At 72.7% G+C, this 16723-nt stretch carries 13 protein-coding genes; 10 read left to right on the top strand and 3 right to left on the bottom strand.

Translation table 11 applies throughout. The annotated features are described in order from the left end of the window. Positions 1-64 precede the first annotated feature (64 nt). The 8 genes from ACT2CW_RS38280 (at position 65) to ACT2CW_RS38245 (ending at position 11670) form a co-directional block, all read left to right on the top strand. A complete protein-coding gene (locus ACT2CW_RS38280; protein ID WP_445519929.1) occupies positions 65-2314 on the top strand; it encodes a WD40 repeat domain-containing serine/threonine protein kinase in 2250 nt (749 codons plus the stop codon). Between the two features lie 100 nt (positions 2315-2414). Then, a complete protein-coding gene (locus ACT2CW_RS38275; protein ID WP_445519928.1) occupies positions 2415-3224 on the top strand; it encodes an alpha/beta fold hydrolase in 810 nt (269 codons plus the stop codon). 23 nt (positions 3225-3247) lie between these two features. Continuing rightward, entirely contained in the window at positions 3248-4081 is an 834-nt protein-coding gene (locus tag ACT2CW_RS38270) for a MerR family transcriptional regulator (RefSeq protein WP_445519927.1), read from the top strand. A 10-nt stretch (positions 4082-4091) separates the two neighbouring features. Next, positions 4092-4853 (top strand): class I SAM-dependent methyltransferase, encoded by a 762-nt coding sequence (locus ACT2CW_RS38265; protein ID WP_445519926.1) that lies wholly within the window; start codon positions 4092-4094, stop codon positions 4851-4853. A gap of 189 nt (positions 4854-5042) precedes the next feature. Continuing rightward, a complete protein-coding gene (locus ACT2CW_RS38260) occupies positions 5043-6845 on the top strand; it encodes a thiamine pyrophosphate-requiring protein (RefSeq protein ID WP_445519925.1) in 1803 nt (600 codons plus the stop codon). Positions 6846-6864: 19 nt separating this feature from the next. Then, positions 6865-10014, top strand: coding sequence for an FAD-binding and (Fe-S)-binding domain-containing protein (locus ACT2CW_RS38255; protein ID WP_445519924.1), 3150 nt, complete (start codon positions 6865-6867; stop codon positions 10012-10014). Positions 10015-10024: 10 nt separating this feature from the next. Then, complete coding sequence (locus ACT2CW_RS38250) at positions 10025-11158, top strand: enolase C-terminal domain-like protein (RefSeq protein ID WP_445519923.1); 1134 nt, start codon at positions 10025-10027, stop codon at positions 11156-11158. Positions 11159-11259: 101 nt separating this feature from the next. Further along, positions 11260-11670, top strand: coding sequence for a GNAT family N-acetyltransferase (locus tag ACT2CW_RS38245; protein WP_445519922.1), 411 nt, complete (start codon positions 11260-11262; stop codon positions 11668-11670). A 93-nt stretch (positions 11671-11763) separates the two neighbouring features. Here the strand turns inward: ACT2CW_RS38245 and ACT2CW_RS38240 are convergent, their stop codons facing one another. Then, a complete protein-coding gene (locus ACT2CW_RS38240; RefSeq protein WP_445519921.1) occupies positions 11764-12396 on the bottom strand; it encodes an NAD(P)-dependent oxidoreductase in 633 nt (210 codons plus the stop codon). After that, entirely contained in the window at positions 12393-13406 is a 1014-nt protein-coding gene (locus tag ACT2CW_RS38235; RefSeq protein ID WP_445519920.1) for an EamA family transporter, read from the bottom strand. Before ACT2CW_RS38235 ends, ACT2CW_RS38240 begins: the two co-directional genes overlap by 4 nt. A gap of 80 nt (positions 13407-13486) precedes the next feature. Between ACT2CW_RS38235 and ACT2CW_RS38230 the strand changes: the two genes are divergently transcribed. Both ACT2CW_RS38230 and ACT2CW_RS38225 read left to right on the top strand, forming a co-directional pair. After that, the gene (locus ACT2CW_RS38230) at positions 13487-14368 is read left to right on the top strand and encodes a LysR family transcriptional regulator (RefSeq protein WP_164432835.1); all 882 of its coding nucleotides are present in this window, start codon (positions 13487-13489) and stop codon (positions 14366-14368) included. A gap of 210 nt (positions 14369-14578) precedes the next feature. After that, positions 14579-15139 carry an NADPH-dependent FMN reductase gene (locus ACT2CW_RS38225; protein ID WP_445519919.1) on the top strand — a complete coding sequence of 187 codons (561 nt, stop codon included), beginning with the start codon at positions 14579-14581 and terminating at the stop codon, positions 15137-15139. Positions 15140-15173: 34 nt separating this feature from the next. Here ACT2CW_RS38225 and ACT2CW_RS38220 read toward each other — a convergent pair whose 3' ends face one another. After that, positions 15174-16646 (bottom strand): sensor histidine kinase, encoded by a 1473-nt coding sequence (locus ACT2CW_RS38220; protein WP_445519918.1) that lies wholly within the window; start codon positions 16644-16646, stop codon positions 15174-15176. Positions 16647-16723: the final 77 nt, after the last annotated feature.

Raw genomic sequence — 16723 nt, 5'->3', positions numbered from 1 at the left:
CGGGGTGGTGGGTTCGTTTACGCTGTCGCTCGCTCGAACGGCGAGAGACGGGGTGACGGGGAGCATGTCCCGACCGCAGCAACCTGGGTGGCCGACGGCTCCGCCACCACACCGCCCCTTGGGGGCCGCCGATCCCGCCACGGCCGGTCCGTACCGGCTGGAGGCGGTGCTGGGCGCGGGGGGAATGGGCCGCGTCTACCTGGCGCGTACGCCGGCCGGCAGCGCGGTGGCGGTCAAGGTCGTCCACCGCGAATACGCGGGCGACGCGTCGTTCCGCAAGCGCTTCGAGCAGGAAGTGGCCGCGGCCCGGCGGGTCCAGGGTCTCTACACCGTGCCCGTCGTGGACGCGGATCTGCGGGCCGAAGAGCCCTGGCTGGCCACGGCGTACGTGCCCGGGCCGTCCCTCCAGCACGCGGTCGCCGAGAGCGGGCCGCTGTCGGCCGACGCGGCGCTGGGGCTGATCGCCAGGGTGGCCGAGGCCTTGCAGTCCATCCACGCCGCCGATGTGATCCACCGTGACCTGAAGCCCTCCAACATCATCCTCACCGCCGAGGGACCCAAGGTCATCGACTTCGGTATCGCCCGGGCCGCGGACGTCACCGCGGTGACCGCCACCGGGATGCGCACCGGAACGCCCGCCTACATGGCGCCCGAATACATCAGGGGGCAGGACGTCACCGGGGCCGGTGATGTGTTCGCCCTCGGCGTGATCGCCAGTTTCGCCGCCACCGGACGGCTCGCCTTCGGCGGCGGCTCCGACCACAGCGTCATCTACCGCATCCTGGAGCAGGATCCCGACCTCGACGGCTGCCCCGAGCCCCTCCGGGCCATCGCCTCCCGCTGCCTGGAGAAGGACCCGGCGCGGCGGCCGACCCCGGCCCAGGTCGTCGAGGAGTGCGGCCGGGCCGGCACGACGGGCGCCGCGGACGCCGTCGCCGACGCCCACACCCGCACGGTGGTGTCGCCGTCAGGGCCCGGGCCCGGAACTCCCGGTCCGCGGGGCGCCCCTGGATCGCCCAGCACTCCCGGCTCGCCCGACGCCGAGACACGCACATCGCCGTCGCCACGCGGATCCGGGCCCGCCGCCCCCGTACCGCCGCCGTCCGCTCCGGCCGCGCACGACCCGGCACGGGGCGCCGCCTCCGGTGGTCCCGCGACCCCGCCGGGCGCCGACACCCCGCCGGACCCGCCGGTCCCGGATCCGCTCACCACGCCCGCCCCGGGGCTGCCCGTCCTGCTCAGCGGGGTCGGGATCCTCGTCCTCGCCGTCGTCCTGATCGCCGTCTACCTCCCCGGCTCCTCTCCCGACCGCGGCCCCAGCCTCCCCTATCGCTCGTTCGAGCCGACGGCCGCCATCGGCCCCACCGGGCAGTCCGGGGACACCGAAGGCATGGCGTTCAGCCCGGACGGCAAGACGCTGGCCACGGGCAGCGACGAGGGCAAGGTGCGAACGTGGAATGTCGCCGACCGCAAGCCACGCGCCACCTTCACCCAACGCGACGGCGTCGGCAACAACGGGTTTCCGACGCGCGAGGTGACGTTCAGCACCAATGGCAAGCTCGTCGCCGCCACCAATACGACCGGCTGGGTAACCATGTGGGACGTGGCCGAGCACCGGCAGATTCGCGTCCTTGACGGCGTCAACGGCGGCGACAGGGTGGCCTTCAGCCCGGATGGCAAGCTGTTCGCCACCGGCAGTCAGTCCGGCTCGGTGTTCCTGTGGGACATCAACAGCCGCAAGAAGGACGAGATACTCGCCTACTACGACCAGGACGCCAAAGTCACGGGTGTGGCCTTCAGCCCGGACGGCCGGACGCTGGCCTCCGCGAGCGACGACTCCGACAGCAACCTCACCCCGGAACACTCGGTGCGGCTGTGGGACGTGGCACACCGCGATCCGGATCCTTATGGCCAACACGGTCCACGGGTCACCATCTCCCCCGCGCAAGGGATCCTGAGCCTGGCCTTCAGTCCGGACGGCAAGACAATCGCCACCGGCAGCTACGACAAGGTGCGGTTGTGGGATGTGAAGACCGGCCGTCAGCGAGCCGCCCTCAGCGACTCCTACCAGGCGACGGTCGACCACCTGGCGTTCAGCCCGGACGGCAAGACGCTCGCCGCCCCCGCCGGACATGGACTGATGCTGTGGAACGTGGCCACACGCAAACCACGCGCCATCCTGTCGACCGGTGCGCAGGGGCCGGAGAGCACGGTCCGGGACGTGGCCTTCAGCAGGGACGGCCGGCTCATCGCGGGCAATGACACCAAGCACCACAAGGTGTACCTGTGGAAGAACCCGTACCGGGCGCGCTGAGCGCTCCGCTGGAAGTGTTGCGATGCGTCGTCGGCCGACTGCGGCGCCGTCGTGGCTGCGGTTGACCCTGACGCGGGGGCAGCCTCGCAGCATGGCCGGCATGACGACGACGCGCCACTTCACCGTTCACCACGACGGTGTCACGATCCCGGTGTCCCGGGGCGGCCGGGGACGGCCGCTGGTCCTGTGCCCCGGACTCAACTCCACCCGGGCCGAGCTGCACGAGCTGATCGAACTCCTGCGGCGCGACCACGAGGTGGTGACCTTCGACCTCCGGGGCCATGGCCTCGCCTCCGTCGCCGACCGGTACTCCTTCGACGCGTTCCGGGGCGATCTCTTCGCCGTGCTGGCGGAGCCGCGGCGCCTCGGCCTGCACTCGCCACCCGTGCTCGTGGGCTACTCGCTGGGCGCGGACCTGGCCGTGCACTACGCCTCCGAGCGCCCTGAGGCCGTCGCCGGGCTGGTCCTCATCGACGGGGCGAACCCGCTGCCCGAACCGTTCATCACCGACGCCGACCTGCCGGAGTTCCGCGCGATGGCGGAGGACCCGGCCATGTGGCGGGAGCTCGGGCGGGTCAGGGGCACCGCGCGTCAGGTGCTGCTCAGCCCGCGGGACATCCTCGATCTACAGCTCGAGATGGATGTGGTGCGGGCCGGAATCCTCGACCGGTACCGGAAGATCGACCGCCCGATCCACATGATCATGTCGGCCGCGATCGCGGGCGACAGCGCCGAGGGGCGTGCGCCCCGGCACAACCGGCTCTGGCGCGCGGGCATCGACCGGCTGGTGCGCGAGCGGCCGGACACCTCCGTGACCTGGCTCGACACCGGCCACCGGCTGGTCTTCACCCACGCCAGGGAGATCGCGGAGATCATCCGGCGCCACCCGGCCGACGCGGTGGCTTCGTAAACGACTTCCAGGAGACTGGTCCGATGCTGACCATCGGCGAGCTGGCGTCGTACGCCGGAGTGACGGTGCGTGCGATACGCCACTACCACGCCAAGGGGCTGCTGCCGGAGCCGGAGCGGGACCACTCCGGCTATCGGCGGTACGGCGCCGACGCCGTCGTCGAGCTGATCAGGATCCGGACCCTCGCCGGGGCCGGGGTTCCGCTGGCGCGCGTACGGGAGCTGCTCCGGGCCGGTGAGGAGGAGTTCGCCGCGGCGGTCGCGGAAATCGACCAGCGGCTGCGGGCGGAGATCCGGGAGCGGCAGCGGCACCGGGCGCGGATCGCCCGCCTGGCCGCCGGGGACGGCCTGGCGCTGCCCCCGGAGGTGGTGGAGTTTCTCGACCGGCTGCGGGCGCTCGGGGTCGACGAGCGGATCGTCCAGGTGGAGCGCGACGGCTGGATCCCGCTGGCCGCGCACGCACCCGAGCGGGTCCCGGAGTGGCTGGCGCGCAAGCGGGAGCAGCTCGCCGACCCGCGGTGCATCGGCTTCTACCGCACCCTGGGCCGGGCGCTCGACCGCGCCGACGACGACCCACGGCTGGACGGGCTGGCCGATGAGCTGGCCGGCTACCTCACGGAGATGGCCGAGGAGCGGGGCGAGGACTACATCGACGACGCCGAGATCGAGCCACCGCTGGTGAGGGTGATGGACACCCTCGCGTTCGACACCATGCCGTCGGCCCGCCGGCTGATCGAGCTGTTGAGGCAGCGGGGCTGGACCGGCTGGACCAAGGTCGGGCGCGTCGACGGGGGCGCGGCCGGGCCACCAGGAGCGCGGCGAAATCCGGGGGCTCGGCAGAAGGGGCCGAACGGGTGAGGATGGGCGGATGACCACGACCTCGCGTGCCCATTCGTTCAACGCGGCCGCCGCCCAGTACGCGGCGAACCGTCCCTCCTACCCGCCCGCACTCTTCGACGCCGTCGAGGAGCTCGCCGGACGCCCCCTCGCGGGCGCCCGCGTCGCCGACGTCGGCGCGGGCACCGGAATCGCCACCGCCGTGCTGCGCGGGCGCGGCGCCGATGTGATCGCCGTCGAGCCGGGCGCGGGCATGGCCGCCGAGTTCCGCCGGGCGCTTCCGGACGTGCCGATCGTCCGGGGCGACGGCAACGCCCTGCCCCTCGCCGACGCCTCCCGCGACCTGATCACGTATGCGCAGTCCTGGCACTGGACCGACACCGACCGGTCCGTTCCGGAGGCGCTGCGCGTGCTGCGCCCGGGTGGCGCGCTGGCGGTCTGGTGGAACACCACCGCCTTCGACGTGCCGTGGATCGCCGCCCAGGCCGAGCGTGTCGCGGCCCACTCCGGTGTGACGTCGACCCCTCATGTGGGCCCCGACGACAGCCGCGCCGTCCGGCTCGCGGGCCTCTCCGGCCTCCGCGTCACCCGCCGCCATGTGCGCTGGAGCCGTGTCGTCTCCCTCGACACCCACCTGGCCAACATCACCAGTCACTCGGCGTTCCTCGTCCTCGGCGAGCCCGGTACCCAGGCGTTTCTCGCCGCCGAGCGCGGCCGGCTGCGCGAGCTCTTCCCGGACGAGAGGGTGGAGGAGACGTATCTGGTGGACCTACTGGTGGCCGCCCGTCCCTGAGCCTTCGCCCTGGCTCTCCTCCTGGGCGTCTACGTCGGGCGACCGGCGGCCGGGTGCCCCGGCCGGCCGTGCCCCATGCGCGCCGCGTCTACCGGTGCGTGCCACGTCTCCCGGTGCGCGCCACGTTTACCGGCCCGGTCGACGGCTACTCCTGTGAGGTGCTTCGTGCCGCACTACCGAGGAGGCGCCGTGGCTCAGGTATCGGATTTCGTGCTGGCTCGGCTGCGGGAGTGGGGGGTGGCGCGGGTCTTCGGCTATCCGGGCGACGGGATCAACGGGCTGCTCGGGGCGTTCGACCGCGCCACGGGCGACCCCGAGTTCATCCAGGTCCGGCACGAGGAGATGGCCGCGTTCATGGCCTGCGGCCACGCCAAGTTCACCGGCGAGGCCGGAGTCTGCGTCGCCACCTCGGGGCCCGGCGCGGTCCACCTGCTCAACGGCCTGTACGACGCCAAGCTGGACCACCAGCCGGTGGTCGCCATCGTGGGCCAGCAGAAGCGGCTCAGCCTCGGCAGCCACTATCAGCAGGAAATCCATCTGGACCGGCTCTTCGCCGATGTCTCCGAGTACTGCGAGACGGTCGTCCACCCCGGCCAGGCACGGCATGTCATCGACCGCGCCTTCAAGACCGCGCTGACCACCCGGGGCGTGGCGACGATCGTGATCCCCAACGACATCCAGGAGGAGGACGCCCAGCCCTCCCCGCCCAAGGCGCACGGATCGGTGTTCTCCAGCGTGGGCTGGAGCCGCCCCCGCGTCCTGCCCGACCCCGATGAGCTCCGCCGCGCCGCCGATGTCCTCAACGAGGGCGAGAGAGTCGCCATCCTCGTCGGCCAGGGCGCGGCCGATGCCGCGGGCGAGGTCGTCGGAGTGGCCGAGCTGCTGGGCGCCGGGGTGGCCAAGGCGCTGCTGGGCCGGGATGTCCTCCCCGACGACCTGCCCTATGTGACCGGGCCGATCGGGCTGCTGGGCAGCACCGCAAGCGACAAGATGATCAAGGAGTGCGACACCCTCTTCCTGATCGGCACCAGCTTTCCGTACTCCGAGTGGCTGCCGGACGAGGGGCAGGCCCGGGGCGTCGAGATCGACATCGACGGCCGCATGATCGGGATGCGCTACCCCATGGACGCCCATCTGGTGGGCGACGCGAAGGAGACCCTCAAGGCGCTCCTCCCGCTGCTGCGGCGCAAGGAGAAGCGGGCCTGGCGGAAGAAGGTCGAGAAGGATGTGCGGGAGTGGCTCACCATCTGCGACACCTGGGCCGGCCAGCACTTCGGGGACACCATCAACCCCCAGTCGGTGGCCGCCGAGCTCTCCTCACGGCTGCCGGACCGGGCGATCCTCACCGCCGACTCCGGATCGGCCACCAACTGGTGGGCGCGTCATCTGAGGCTGCGCGACGGAATGGACGCCTCGCTGTCCGGCACGCTGGCCACCATGGGCCCCGGGGTGCCGTACGCGATCGCGGCCCGGTTCGCCCATCCCGCCCGCCCGGTGATCGCCTTCGTGGGAGACGGCGCCTTCCAGATGAACGGCATGAACGAGATGATCACCGTCAAGCGGTATATGGACCGGCTGGCGGACGGCCCGCCGCTCGTCTTCTGCGTCTTCAACAACCAGGACCTCAACCAGGTCACCTGGGAGCAGCGCGCCATGGCCGGGGACCCGAAGTACCCCGCCTCCCAGGTCATCCCCGACATCCCCTACGGCGCGTACGCCGAGCTGCTGGGGCTGCGCGGGATCCGCTGCGCGTCCCCGAAGAAGGTCGGCAGGGCCTGGGACGAGGCGCTGGCCAGTGACCGGCCGGTCGTCCTGGAGTTCATGGTCGACCAGGAGATCGCCCCGATCCCGCCCCATCTCATGGTCCCCATGGCGAAGAAGACCGTGAAGGCCGCGCTGCACGACCCCGAGCTGGCCGGGGTCGCCCACCGGGGCATCCGGCAGAAGGTCGCCCAGTACGCCGAGCGCCTGCCGGGACGCGGGCACGCCTGAGAGAAGGGGGGAGCGCGGCATGCGTACCGCGAGCGGACTGGAGGGGGCGCTGCGTGCGGAGGTGGACGCCGAGGTCAGGTTTGACGCGGGCAGCCGGGGCGCGTACGCCACGGACGGCTCCAACTACCGCCAGGTGCCCATCGGCGTCGTCGTCCCGCGCACTGTGGAGGCGGGGGCGCGGGCGGTGGAGGTGTGCGCCCGCTTCGGCGCGCCCGTCCTGTCGCGGGGCGGCGGCACCAGTCTGGCCGGTCAGTGCACGAACACCGCCGTGGTGATCGACTGGAGCAAGTACTGCCACGCCCTGGTGCCGGTGGATCCCGAGGCGCGCACCTGTGTGGTGGAGCCGGGGCTGGTGCTGGACGAGCTCAACCGCCAACTGGCCCACCACAAGCTACAGTTCGGGCCCAAGCCGTCCACGCACAGCCACTGCGCGCTGGGCGGCATGATCGGCAACAACTCGTGCGGCGCCTCGGCGCAGGCATACGGCAAGACCGTGGACAACGTGCGCCGTCTGGAGGTCCTCACCTACGACGGCGTGCGCATGTGGGTGGGGCCGACGTCCAAGGCCGAGCGGGCGCGGATCGCGGCGGAGGGCGGTCGCCGGGCCGAGATCTACGACGGGCTGGACCGCGTCGTCGGCGAGTACCTCGCGGACATCCGGCGCGGCTACCCCAAGATCCCGCGCCGGGTCTCCGGCTACAACCTGGACTCGCTGCTGCCGGAGAACGGCTTCGACGTGGCCCGGGCCCTGGTGGGCAGCGAGGGCACGCTGGTGACGGTGGTGCGCGCCGAGGTGGACCTGGTGCCCGTACCGCCGTACCAGTCGCTGCTGGTGCTCGGCTACGACGACATCTGTACCGCCGCCGACGATGTGCCCCGGCTCCTGGAGCACTGCACACCCGGCGAACTGGAGGCCCTCGACGGGCGGATGGCCCAGCTGATGCGCGAGGAGCACGCCTACCTCGAATCCCTCAACTCCCTGCCCGAGGGCGGAAGTTGGCTGATGGTGCAGTTCAACGGGGACACCCAGGAGGACGTCGACGAGCAGGCGCACGCGCTGCTGCGCTCGGTGGGGCGGGACGAGAAGGACGCCACGGTGGCCTTCTCCGACGACCCCCGGCGCGAGCAGCGGATGCTCAGGGCCCGCGAGGCGGGCCTCGGGGTGACCGCGCGCCCGCCGGACGACCGGGAGACCTGGGAGGGCTGGGAGGACTCCGCCGTCCCGCCCGAGCGCCTGGGGGACTATCTGCGTGATCTGAAGGACCTGTTCGGGGAGTTCGGCTACGACCATCCCTCGCTGTACGGCCACTTCGGACAGGGCTGTGTGCACACCCGCATCCCGTTCGGGATGAAGACCGCCGACGGCGTGGCCGACTTCCGCCGCTTCCTGGAGCGCGCCGCCGACCTGGTGGTCTCGTACGGCGGCTCGCTGTCCGGTGAGCACGGGGACGGGCAGGCGCGGGGCGAACTGCTCACCCGGATGTTCGGTGAGCGTCTGGTGGCCGCGTTCGGCGAGATGAAGGCGGTGTTCGACCCGGGGAACCGGATGAACCCGGGCAAGGTCACCGGCCCGAACCCTGGGACGGTCACCGGCCCGAGCTCTCGGACGGCCACCGGCCCCGGCAGGGCCACCGGCCCCGGCGAGGCCACCGGCCCGAACCCGGTCGACGGCCAGTTGCGCCTGGGCCCGGGGTGGCGGCCGGACACCCCCGACACCCACTTCGGCTACCCCGACGACGACCACTCCTTCACCCGCGCGGTCATGCGCTGTGTCGGCATCGGCAACTGCCGCGCCCACCACGGCGCCGTGATGTGCCCGTCGTACCGGGCCACCGAGGAGGAGGAGCACTCCACCCGCGGCCGGGCCCGGCTGCTGTTCGAGATGCTCGACGGCCACCCGGACTCCGCCGTCACCGACGGCTGGCGCTCGACCGAGGTCCATGACGCCCTGGACCTGTGCCTGGCGTGCAAGGGCTGCAAGTCCGACTGCCCGACCGGTGTCGACATGGCGACGATCAAGGCCGAGTTCCTCGCCCACCACTACGCGGGCCGCCCGCGCCCGGCGGCGCACTACTCCATGGGCTGGCTGCCGGTGTGGGCCCGGCTGTCCCGTATCGCGCCCTCGCTGGTCAACACCGTGGCCCGGGCGCCGGGGGTGGCCGGTCTCGGCAAGCGGCTGGCCGGGGTGGACGGCGTGCGCCAGGCGCCCGTGTTCGCACCGCGGTCCTTCCTCCAGTGGTGGCGCGCCCGCGCCGCCGAGGAGCCGGACCCGGCCGACCCGCGGACCGTGGTGGTGTGGCCCGACACCTTCAGCACCTACTTCCACCCCTCGGTCGCCATCTCGGCCGTCCGGGTGCTGGAGGACGCCGGCTTCCGGGTCGCCGTACCGACCGAGCCCGTGTGCTGCGGTCTGACCTGGATCTCCACCGGGCAACTGGCCACGGCGAAAAGGGTGTTGCGGTGTACGCTGCGGGTGCTGCGGCCCTATCTCGAGGCGGGCACCCCGGTCATCGGCCTCGAACCCTCCTGCACCGCGGTGTTCCGGGCCGACGCACCCGAACTGATGCCCGCCGACCAGGACGTGGGGCGGCTGGCCGGGCAGCTCCGCACCTTCGCCGAACACCTCGTCCACCACGCCCCCGACGGCTGGCGGCCACCCGCGCTCGGCCGGCAGGCCGTCGTCCAGACCCACTGCCACCAGCACGCCATCATGAAGGACGACGCGGACCGCGAACTGATGCGCCGCGCCCACCTCGTCACCGATGTGCTGGACGAGGGCTGCTGCGGCCTGGCCGGAAACTTCGGCTTCGAACGCGGCCACCACGAGGTCTCGATGGCCATCGCGGAACAGGGCGTGCTGCCCGCCGTGCGCGCGGCCGCCCCCGGCAGTCTGCTGCTCGCGGACGGCTTCAGCTGCCGCACCCAGATCGAACAGGGCGACACCGGCCGCGGGGCCCTCCACCTGGCCGAGGCGCTGGCCCTGGGCCTTGACACCACCCTGCCCAGCGAGCGGCCAGAACGCCTGGCACAGCGCGCGGCCCCGCCCTCGCGCACGGCCCGCTGGGCGACCACCGCCGGTGCCGCCGCCCTCACGGCGACGGCCGTGGCGGGGGCCGCGGCGGGCGTCGGCCGCGCCGCCTCGCGGCGCACGCGCCGCGGGGGAGGGTGACCGCGCGGTGGTGACGAGTCGCGTCGTGGCGGGAGGCGCGGGCGAGCGCGTCGTGGAGGCGGTGGACAGCGCCGTCTACACGGTGCCCACCGACGCCCCCGAGGCCGACGCCACCCTCGGCTGGGACAGCACCACCCTCGTCCTCGCCACCGTCCGCTGCGGCCAGGTCACCGGACTCGGCTACACCTACGCCCCCGCCGCCACGGCCCTGGTCATCGACGATCTGCTCGCCGACGTCGTCACCGGCACCCCGGCCCTCGATGTGCCACGCGCGAACGAGGCCATGCACCGCGCCGTGCGCAACGCCGGACTGCCCGGCGTGGCCGCCCAGGCCATCGCCGCCGTGGACATCGCCCTGTGGGACTGCAAGGCCCGCCTGCTCGACCTGCCCCTGGTCCACCTCCTGGGCAGGGCGCGCGACGAGGTGCCCGTGTACGGCAGCGGCGGCTTCACCACGTACGACGCCGAGCGCCAGGACCGGCAACTGCGCGGCTGGACCGAGGAAGAGGGCATCCCGCGCGTCAAAATCAAAATCGGGGAGTCCTGGGGGCGGTGCGCGGAACGCGACCGGAAGCGCCTCGCCGAGGCCCGTACGAGCATCGGCGACACCACCGACCTGTACGTGGACGCCAACGGCGGCTACCGCGCCAAACAGGCCATCCGCATGGCCGACACACTCGCCGACCACGGTGTGACCTGGTTCGAGGAGCCCGTCTCCTCGGACCACCTCACCACGCTCGCCACCGTCCGCGACCGGGTCCCCATGGAGGTGACGGCCGGTGAATACGGCTACACCCTGCCCTACTTCGCGCATATGCTCGCCGCCGGTGCCGTGGACTGCCTCCAGGCCGATGTCACCCGCTGCGGCGGCATCACCGTCTGGCTGCGCGCCGCCGCCCTCGCCCACGGCCGGGGCCTCGAGATCTCCGGCCACTGCGCCCCACACGCCCACGCCCACGCCGCCGCGTCCGTGCCCAATCTGCGCCACCTGGAGTGGTTCCACGACCATGTGCGCATCGAGCGTCTTCTCTTCGACGGCGCCCTCGCGCCCGACGGTGGCAGCCTCACCCCGGGCCATGACGGAGCGCCCGGGCTGGGGCTCACGCTGAACGGCGAGCGGGCGCGGCCGTACCGGGTGGCCTGAACCGCACGCCATCCTGGACATCGAGCCGTGGCCCCGGCCGCCCTCGCGCCGCCGCGAATATCCGGTGGCGGGCCCGGCCGTCCGGTGATGAGGATCGCGGCATGGATGTCTTCCTGGAGACCGAACGGCTGGTGCTGCGCCCGTTCACCGACGCCGACGCCGAACACCTCTTCGCGCTCGACAACGACCACGAGGTCATGCGGTTCCTCACCGGCGGCAAGCCGACGAGCCGGGAGACGATCCGTACGAAGACCCTGCCACGCTTCCTCCACGACCACCCGGGCCTCGGCACCCGGAGCTACTGGGCCGCCGAGGGCAAGGCCACCGGAACCTTCCTGGGCTGGTTCGAGTTCCGCCCCCTGGCCGACCACAGCCCCGCCGTGGTGGAGCTCGGCTACCGCCTGAACCGGCTCGGGCCGTCTGGGAGCGGCGCCGCTAGCCATGTGCCGGGGGAGGGAACCCTGCCCTCCAGCCCCTCCGGCGTTTGGCCTTCCAGCCCCTCCGGCGCTTGAGGAGCGGGGTCTGGGGCGGAGCCCCAGTTGCGGGAAGGGGCGGGTAGGGGAAAGCAGCCCGCCGCAGGCGTACGCGCCCCCCGCCGGACACCCCTAGTACCCCACAGTGAAGTGCGTGTCCTCGCCGGGATTCTCCAACTCATCGAGGACCGCCACGGCAAGATCCTCCGCCGAGACCCGCGACGTGCCATCGGCCATGGCGATGAGCGTCGTGGTACCGCGCCGGTACCCCCCGGTGCGGTCCCCGGGCTCGAGGAGAGCGGGCGGGCTGAGGTAGACCCAGTCCGCCGAATGCGCCCGGCAGACATCCAGTTGCGCGGCGCTGGCCGCGGCGATGGCACGGAAGGGCGCCGGGACGTACTCCGGGCTGTCCAGGACGAGCCGCCCGGGGTGCCCCGGATTCCGCAGGGGCGCGGCGCCACCGACGACAAGGATGCGTGCCCCGGCCGCCTCGGCCGCGGTGAGCAGCGCCTCCGTGGTCCTGACGGCGGTGTCCTCGTGTCCGGGCGCGGGCCGGGTCGCGGCCACGACCGCGTCGGTGCCGGCGAACAGCCGGCTCATCCGGCCGGGGTCGTTCGCGTCGCCGTGCACGGCGATCACCCCGACCGGCGGGGCGACCGCCGGCTCCTTGCGGAACACCGCGACGAGGTCATGGCCCCGGCTCACGGCTTCGTCGACGACACGCGAGCCGACCATACCGGCGGCTCCGACAACGGCGATCTTCATCTGGGTGTCCCTTCCGGGCTGGGGGTGGGGGTGGAGACGGAGTCGTGCCCGGGCGTCCGCGGCCGGGCACGTGTGCGGGTGCGGGTGCGGGTGCGTGTGCGTGCGCGCGTACGCGGCGGAAGCTGTCCCGCGACGATCGCGGCGAGCGAGAGCGCGAATCCCACGAGCTGGATCGGCCCGAGCGTCTGGTCGAGCACGATGACGCCGAGAACCGCGGCCACCAGCGGTGAGAGCAGGGCGAGAACCGCGACCGAGGCCACGGGCAGGCTGGTGATGCCCTGGAACCACAGCGCGTAGGTGATCAGACCCCCGACCAGCCCCAGCCAGAGATAGCCGAGCGCGGCGGGCAGGTCGATCGCGGGAGGTGCCCCCTCGGCGAGGAAGGTGAGGGGCAGCAGGAAGAGCCCGCCCGCGGTGAGTTGCCACCCGGCGAAGGTGGTGGCCCCGACCCCGGCGGGGCGCCCCCACCGCTTGGTGAGCGTCACGCCGAGCGCCATCGTGACCGCGCCCGCGAGGCCCGCCACGACCCCGACGGTGTCGAGCGCCGCGTTCGGCCCGATCACCACGAGACCGACGCCGACGACGCCCGTCACACCCCACAGGAGGCGCCATAGCGAAAGGCGCTCATGGAGCACGGTGACGGCCAGGACGGCCACGACCAGCGGCTGGGCCGCCGCCAGGGTGGCGGCCACGCCACCCGGCAGCCGTTCGGCCGCGAAGAACAGCAGCGGGAGGAACAGCCCGATGTTCAGCACGCCGAGCGCCGCGGCCTTCCCCCACCAGGCGCCACGCGGCAGCGTCCGGGTGAGGGCCAGCGCGATCAGGCCGGCGGGCAACGCGCGCAGGAACCCCGCGAAGAGCGGATGCCCCTCGGGGAGCAGTTCGGTGGTGACGACATACGTCGTGCCCCACACCGAGGGAGCGAGCGCCGTCAGGGCGGTGCGTGGCAGGTTTCCGTGGCGGACACCGCCGGCCCCGCCGGAAGCCACTTGTGTGGTGTGCCGTGTCATGCCTCGAAGTCTCACCTCGGGGCCATTGATGAGTCCAACACATGTTTGCCACCTCATCGATCTCGATCCACGATGGATCCATGGAGCTTCAGCAGATGCGGTACGTCGTCGCCGTCGCCGAGACGAACAGCTTCACGCGCGCCGCGGAGCGGTGTCTGGTCGTCCAGTCCGCCCTCAGCCACCAAATCGCCCGCCTGGAGAAGGAGTTGGGCGCGAGACTCTTCGAGCGCACCAGCCGCCGGGTGCGGCTGACACCGGCCGGCGCGGCCTTCCTCCCGGCCGCCCGCCAGTGTCTGGACGCCGCCGAGCGCGCGGCCGCCGAGGTCGCGGCGGCCGTCGGGGAGGTACGCGGACGGCTCGCCGTGGGCCTGATCCCCACCGTCACCGCGGTCGACATCCCGGGCGCGCTGCGCGACTTCCGCGAGCGGTACCCGGGGGTGCGTATCAGCCTGCGGGTGGGCGCGAGCGACGAGCTCGTCGAGCAGGTCAAGGAGGGCGCCCTCGACGTGGCGTTCCTCGGCCTGCCGACCACCGCCCGCCCACGGGGTGTCGCCGCCCATGAACTCGCGCGGGACCGGCTCGTCGCCGTGGTCGCGCCGGACCATCCCCTCGCCGGGGAGTCACGGGTCGACCTGCGCAGGCTCTCCTCCGAGGTGTTCGTGGACCTCCCGGCAGGGACCGCCGGACGCGCCCAGTCCGACCTGGCCTTCGAGGCCGCCGGACTCACCCGTGACGTGGCCTTCGAAGTGACCAGCGCGGACTTCATCGCCCGGCTCGTCGGACCGGGCCTCGGCGTGGCGATGCTCCCCACCGCCTACGCGCCCCAGCTCGCGGGCGTCGTCACCATCGAGGTCGCCGACGCACCGGCCCGCGTCGAGTACGTCATCTGGAGCCGCTTCAGCCGCACACCGGCGGCGACCGCCTTCCTCACGGCGCTGGACATCGCGCCCACGGAAGCCTGACGCGGCCGACGGGATCGGGCCGCCCCGCCCTCACGACGCCTGCCGACGGGACCGGCGCATCGAGGACGACCGAACCACCAGACGAGTCCCGATGACCCGACCGGTGCCGTTGAGCCGTGTGCGGGGGCGGGCGACGGGGGACGGCGGTCCGACCGGACGAGTTACCGGCCCGACTCTGGGAACGCGCCACGGAACGGAAAGGACTACGCAATGCCCAAGATCGCCATCATCCTCGGCAGCACCCGCCCCGGCCGCAACGGCGCGGCCGTCGCCCAGTGGGTCTTCGACATCGCCCGGCGGCGCACCGACGCGGAGTACGAGCTCGTCGACATCGACGACTACCGGCTCCCGCTCCTGGACGAGGCGGTCCCGCCGTCGCTCGGCCAGTACTCGCAGCCGCACACCAGGAGCTGGGCGGAGAAGATCGCTTCCTTCGACGGCTATGTGTTCATCACCCCCGAGTACAACCACTCCACCTCCGGCGCCCTGAAGAACGCCATCGACTTCCTGTACGCCGAGTGGAACAACAAGGCCGCCGGCTTCGTCGGCTACGGCAGCGCCGGTGGCACCCGCGCGGTCGAGCATCTGCGCCTGGTCATGGCCGAGCTCCAAGTGGCCGATGTGCGCGCGCAGGTCGCCCTGTCCCTGTTCACCGACTTCGAGAACTTCAGCGCGTTCACCCCCGCCGAGCACCAGACGGAGGCCGTGAACACCCTGCTCGACCAGGTCGTCAGCTGGAGCACCGCGTTGGCCACCGTCCGCGCGGCCTGAGCGTTCCGCGAGAAGTGCCGCGAGGCGCGGTCGTTCAGCGAGGCAGTGCGTGGCGGCCGGTCAGCCAGTCCCGGCGCATCAGCGGCAGGGTGCTCTCCACGTCCCGGACGCCGGTGACCGGCAGCCGCACCTCGAAGCGGGTGCCGGGGCGTCCGTCGGGCCGGTCCAGTACGGTGATCCGGCCTCGGTGCAGGGTGATCTGCTGGGCGACCAGGGTCAGGCCGAGGCCGGAGCCGGGGCTGTCCGGGCCGCGCCGGAAGCGCTGGAAGACCTCCTCGCGGCGCTCGGGCGGGATGCCGGGGCCGTGGTCGTCCACGGTGAGCACGGCGAGCGGCTGCCCCGGGTCGCCGGAGTGGCGCAGGGTCACCTCGACATGGGCCGTGCCGTCGGTGGCGCGGCCATGGGTCCAGGCGTTGGTCAGCAGGTTGTCCACCGCCGAGCGCAGCCCCTCCTCCCAGCCGTGCACCAGCAGCCCCGGGGTGGTGCGCACCGACACCTCGGCGTCCGGATGGGTGCGCCGCAGGTCGGAGACGGACGCGTCCAGCACCTCGGCGAGATCCAGCGACGTGAACGCGTCCGCCTCGACCAGATCGCCCTGCGCGAGCGCCCTGAGCATCACCAGCAGCCCCAGCAACCGGGTGTGTTCGCGGCCCAGGTCGTCGAGCACTTCCGCGCGGTCCACCGGGTCCAGGTCGGGGTGGTCGGCGAGGATGTCGATATTGGTGCGCATGCTCATCAGCGGGGTGCGCAGCTCGTGGGACGCGGTCGCGGCGAACGCGCGGGCGGTGGCCAGCGCCTCCCCGGTGCGTTCGACCTGCTCGTCGTAGCGGGCGAGCACGGTCTGCACCGTGTACGCGAGGTCGTCGACCTCGCCGATACGCGTCGGCGTGTGCTCCAGGCGTACGGCGCTGGTCCTGGGGTCCAGGCCGCTGGTGCGCCGCTGCAACCGCCGCAGCGGCAGGACCGCCCGGGCCGCGATGGCCCAGGTGGTGGCCCCGGCCAGGGGCGCGGCCACCAGCGCCCCGAACAGCACCCGTTGGCGCACCAGCGCCAGCTCCTCCTCGGCGGTGTCCGGCGAGAACAGCCACAGATTCGGCGTGGTGCCCCCTTTCGCGGCCCCGACACGCAGCGACAGGACCAGCCAGTCCGTGTCACCGGAGGTCACGGTGACCGGCTTCTGGGCGTCGCGGGGCAGCGAGGGCAACGGATCGGGCTGCGGTCCGGCCGAGATCGTGTCCCCGGGCGCGGTCAGCCGGACGCCCACGTCCCGCGCGGAGTTGACCAGCCGTCGCTTCCGGGCCTGCTCCATGACCGGGCGGTCGGTCCCGGCGACATCGAGGAACGACTTGGCGTTCTTGGCGACGACCGTGGCGCGAGCGCGCAACTGGGAGTTCTGGTGGGCGCGCAGATCGTCGCCGACCAGATGCAGCAGCAGCCAGCCGGAGGCCAGCACCAGCAGCGGCACGCTCACGCCGACCGCGAGCGCGATGCGGGTGGACAGCCTCATGGCGCCTCCCCGGATGGCGTTTCCCCGGACAGTCCGTCGTTGCCTACCATGCGTACCTCTGTTCCGCGGTGGTCGAA

Source organism: Streptomyces sp. NEAU-174 (genome assembly GCF_052665095.1).
This window is presented reverse-complemented; position numbering and strand designations above follow the sequence as displayed.

What these genes read in the sequence shown, in the direction of transcription:
- ACT2CW_RS38275 (WP_445519928.1), top strand. Translation starts at nt 2,415, where the DNA reads ATGACGACGACGCGCCACTTCACCGTTCACCACGACGGTGTCACGATC.
- ACT2CW_RS38255 (WP_445519924.1), top strand. Translation starts at nt 6,865, where the DNA reads ATGCGTACCGCGAGCGGACTGGAGGGGGCGCTGCGTGCGGAGGTGGAC.
- ACT2CW_RS38265 (WP_445519926.1), top strand. Translation starts at nt 4,092, where the DNA reads ATGACCACGACCTCGCGTGCCCATTCGTTCAACGCGGCCGCCGCCCAG.
- ACT2CW_RS38230 (WP_164432835.1), top strand. Translation starts at nt 13,487, where the DNA reads ATGGAGCTTCAGCAGATGCGGTACGTCGTCGCCGTCGCCGAGACGAAC.
- ACT2CW_RS38240 (WP_445519921.1), bottom strand. Translation starts at nt 12,396, where the DNA reads ATGAAGATCGCCGTTGTCGGAGCCGCCGGTATGGTCGGCTCGCGTGTC.
- ACT2CW_RS38270 (WP_445519927.1), top strand. Translation starts at nt 3,248, where the DNA reads ATGCTGACCATCGGCGAGCTGGCGTCGTACGCCGGAGTGACGGTGCGT.
- ACT2CW_RS38280 (WP_445519929.1), top strand. Translation starts at nt 65, where the DNA reads ATGTCCCGACCGCAGCAACCTGGGTGGCCGACGGCTCCGCCACCACAC.
- ACT2CW_RS38245 (WP_445519922.1), top strand. Translation starts at nt 11,260, where the DNA reads ATGGATGTCTTCCTGGAGACCGAACGGCTGGTGCTGCGCCCGTTCACC.
- ACT2CW_RS38220 (WP_445519918.1), bottom strand. Translation starts at nt 16,646, where the DNA reads ATGAGGCTGTCCACCCGCATCGCGCTCGCGGTCGGCGTGAGCGTGCCG.
- ACT2CW_RS38235 (WP_445519920.1), bottom strand. Translation starts at nt 13,406, where the DNA reads ATGACACGGCACACCACACAAGTGGCTTCCGGCGGGGCCGGCGGTGTC.
- ACT2CW_RS38225 (WP_445519919.1), top strand. Translation starts at nt 14,579, where the DNA reads ATGCCCAAGATCGCCATCATCCTCGGCAGCACCCGCCCCGGCCGCAAC.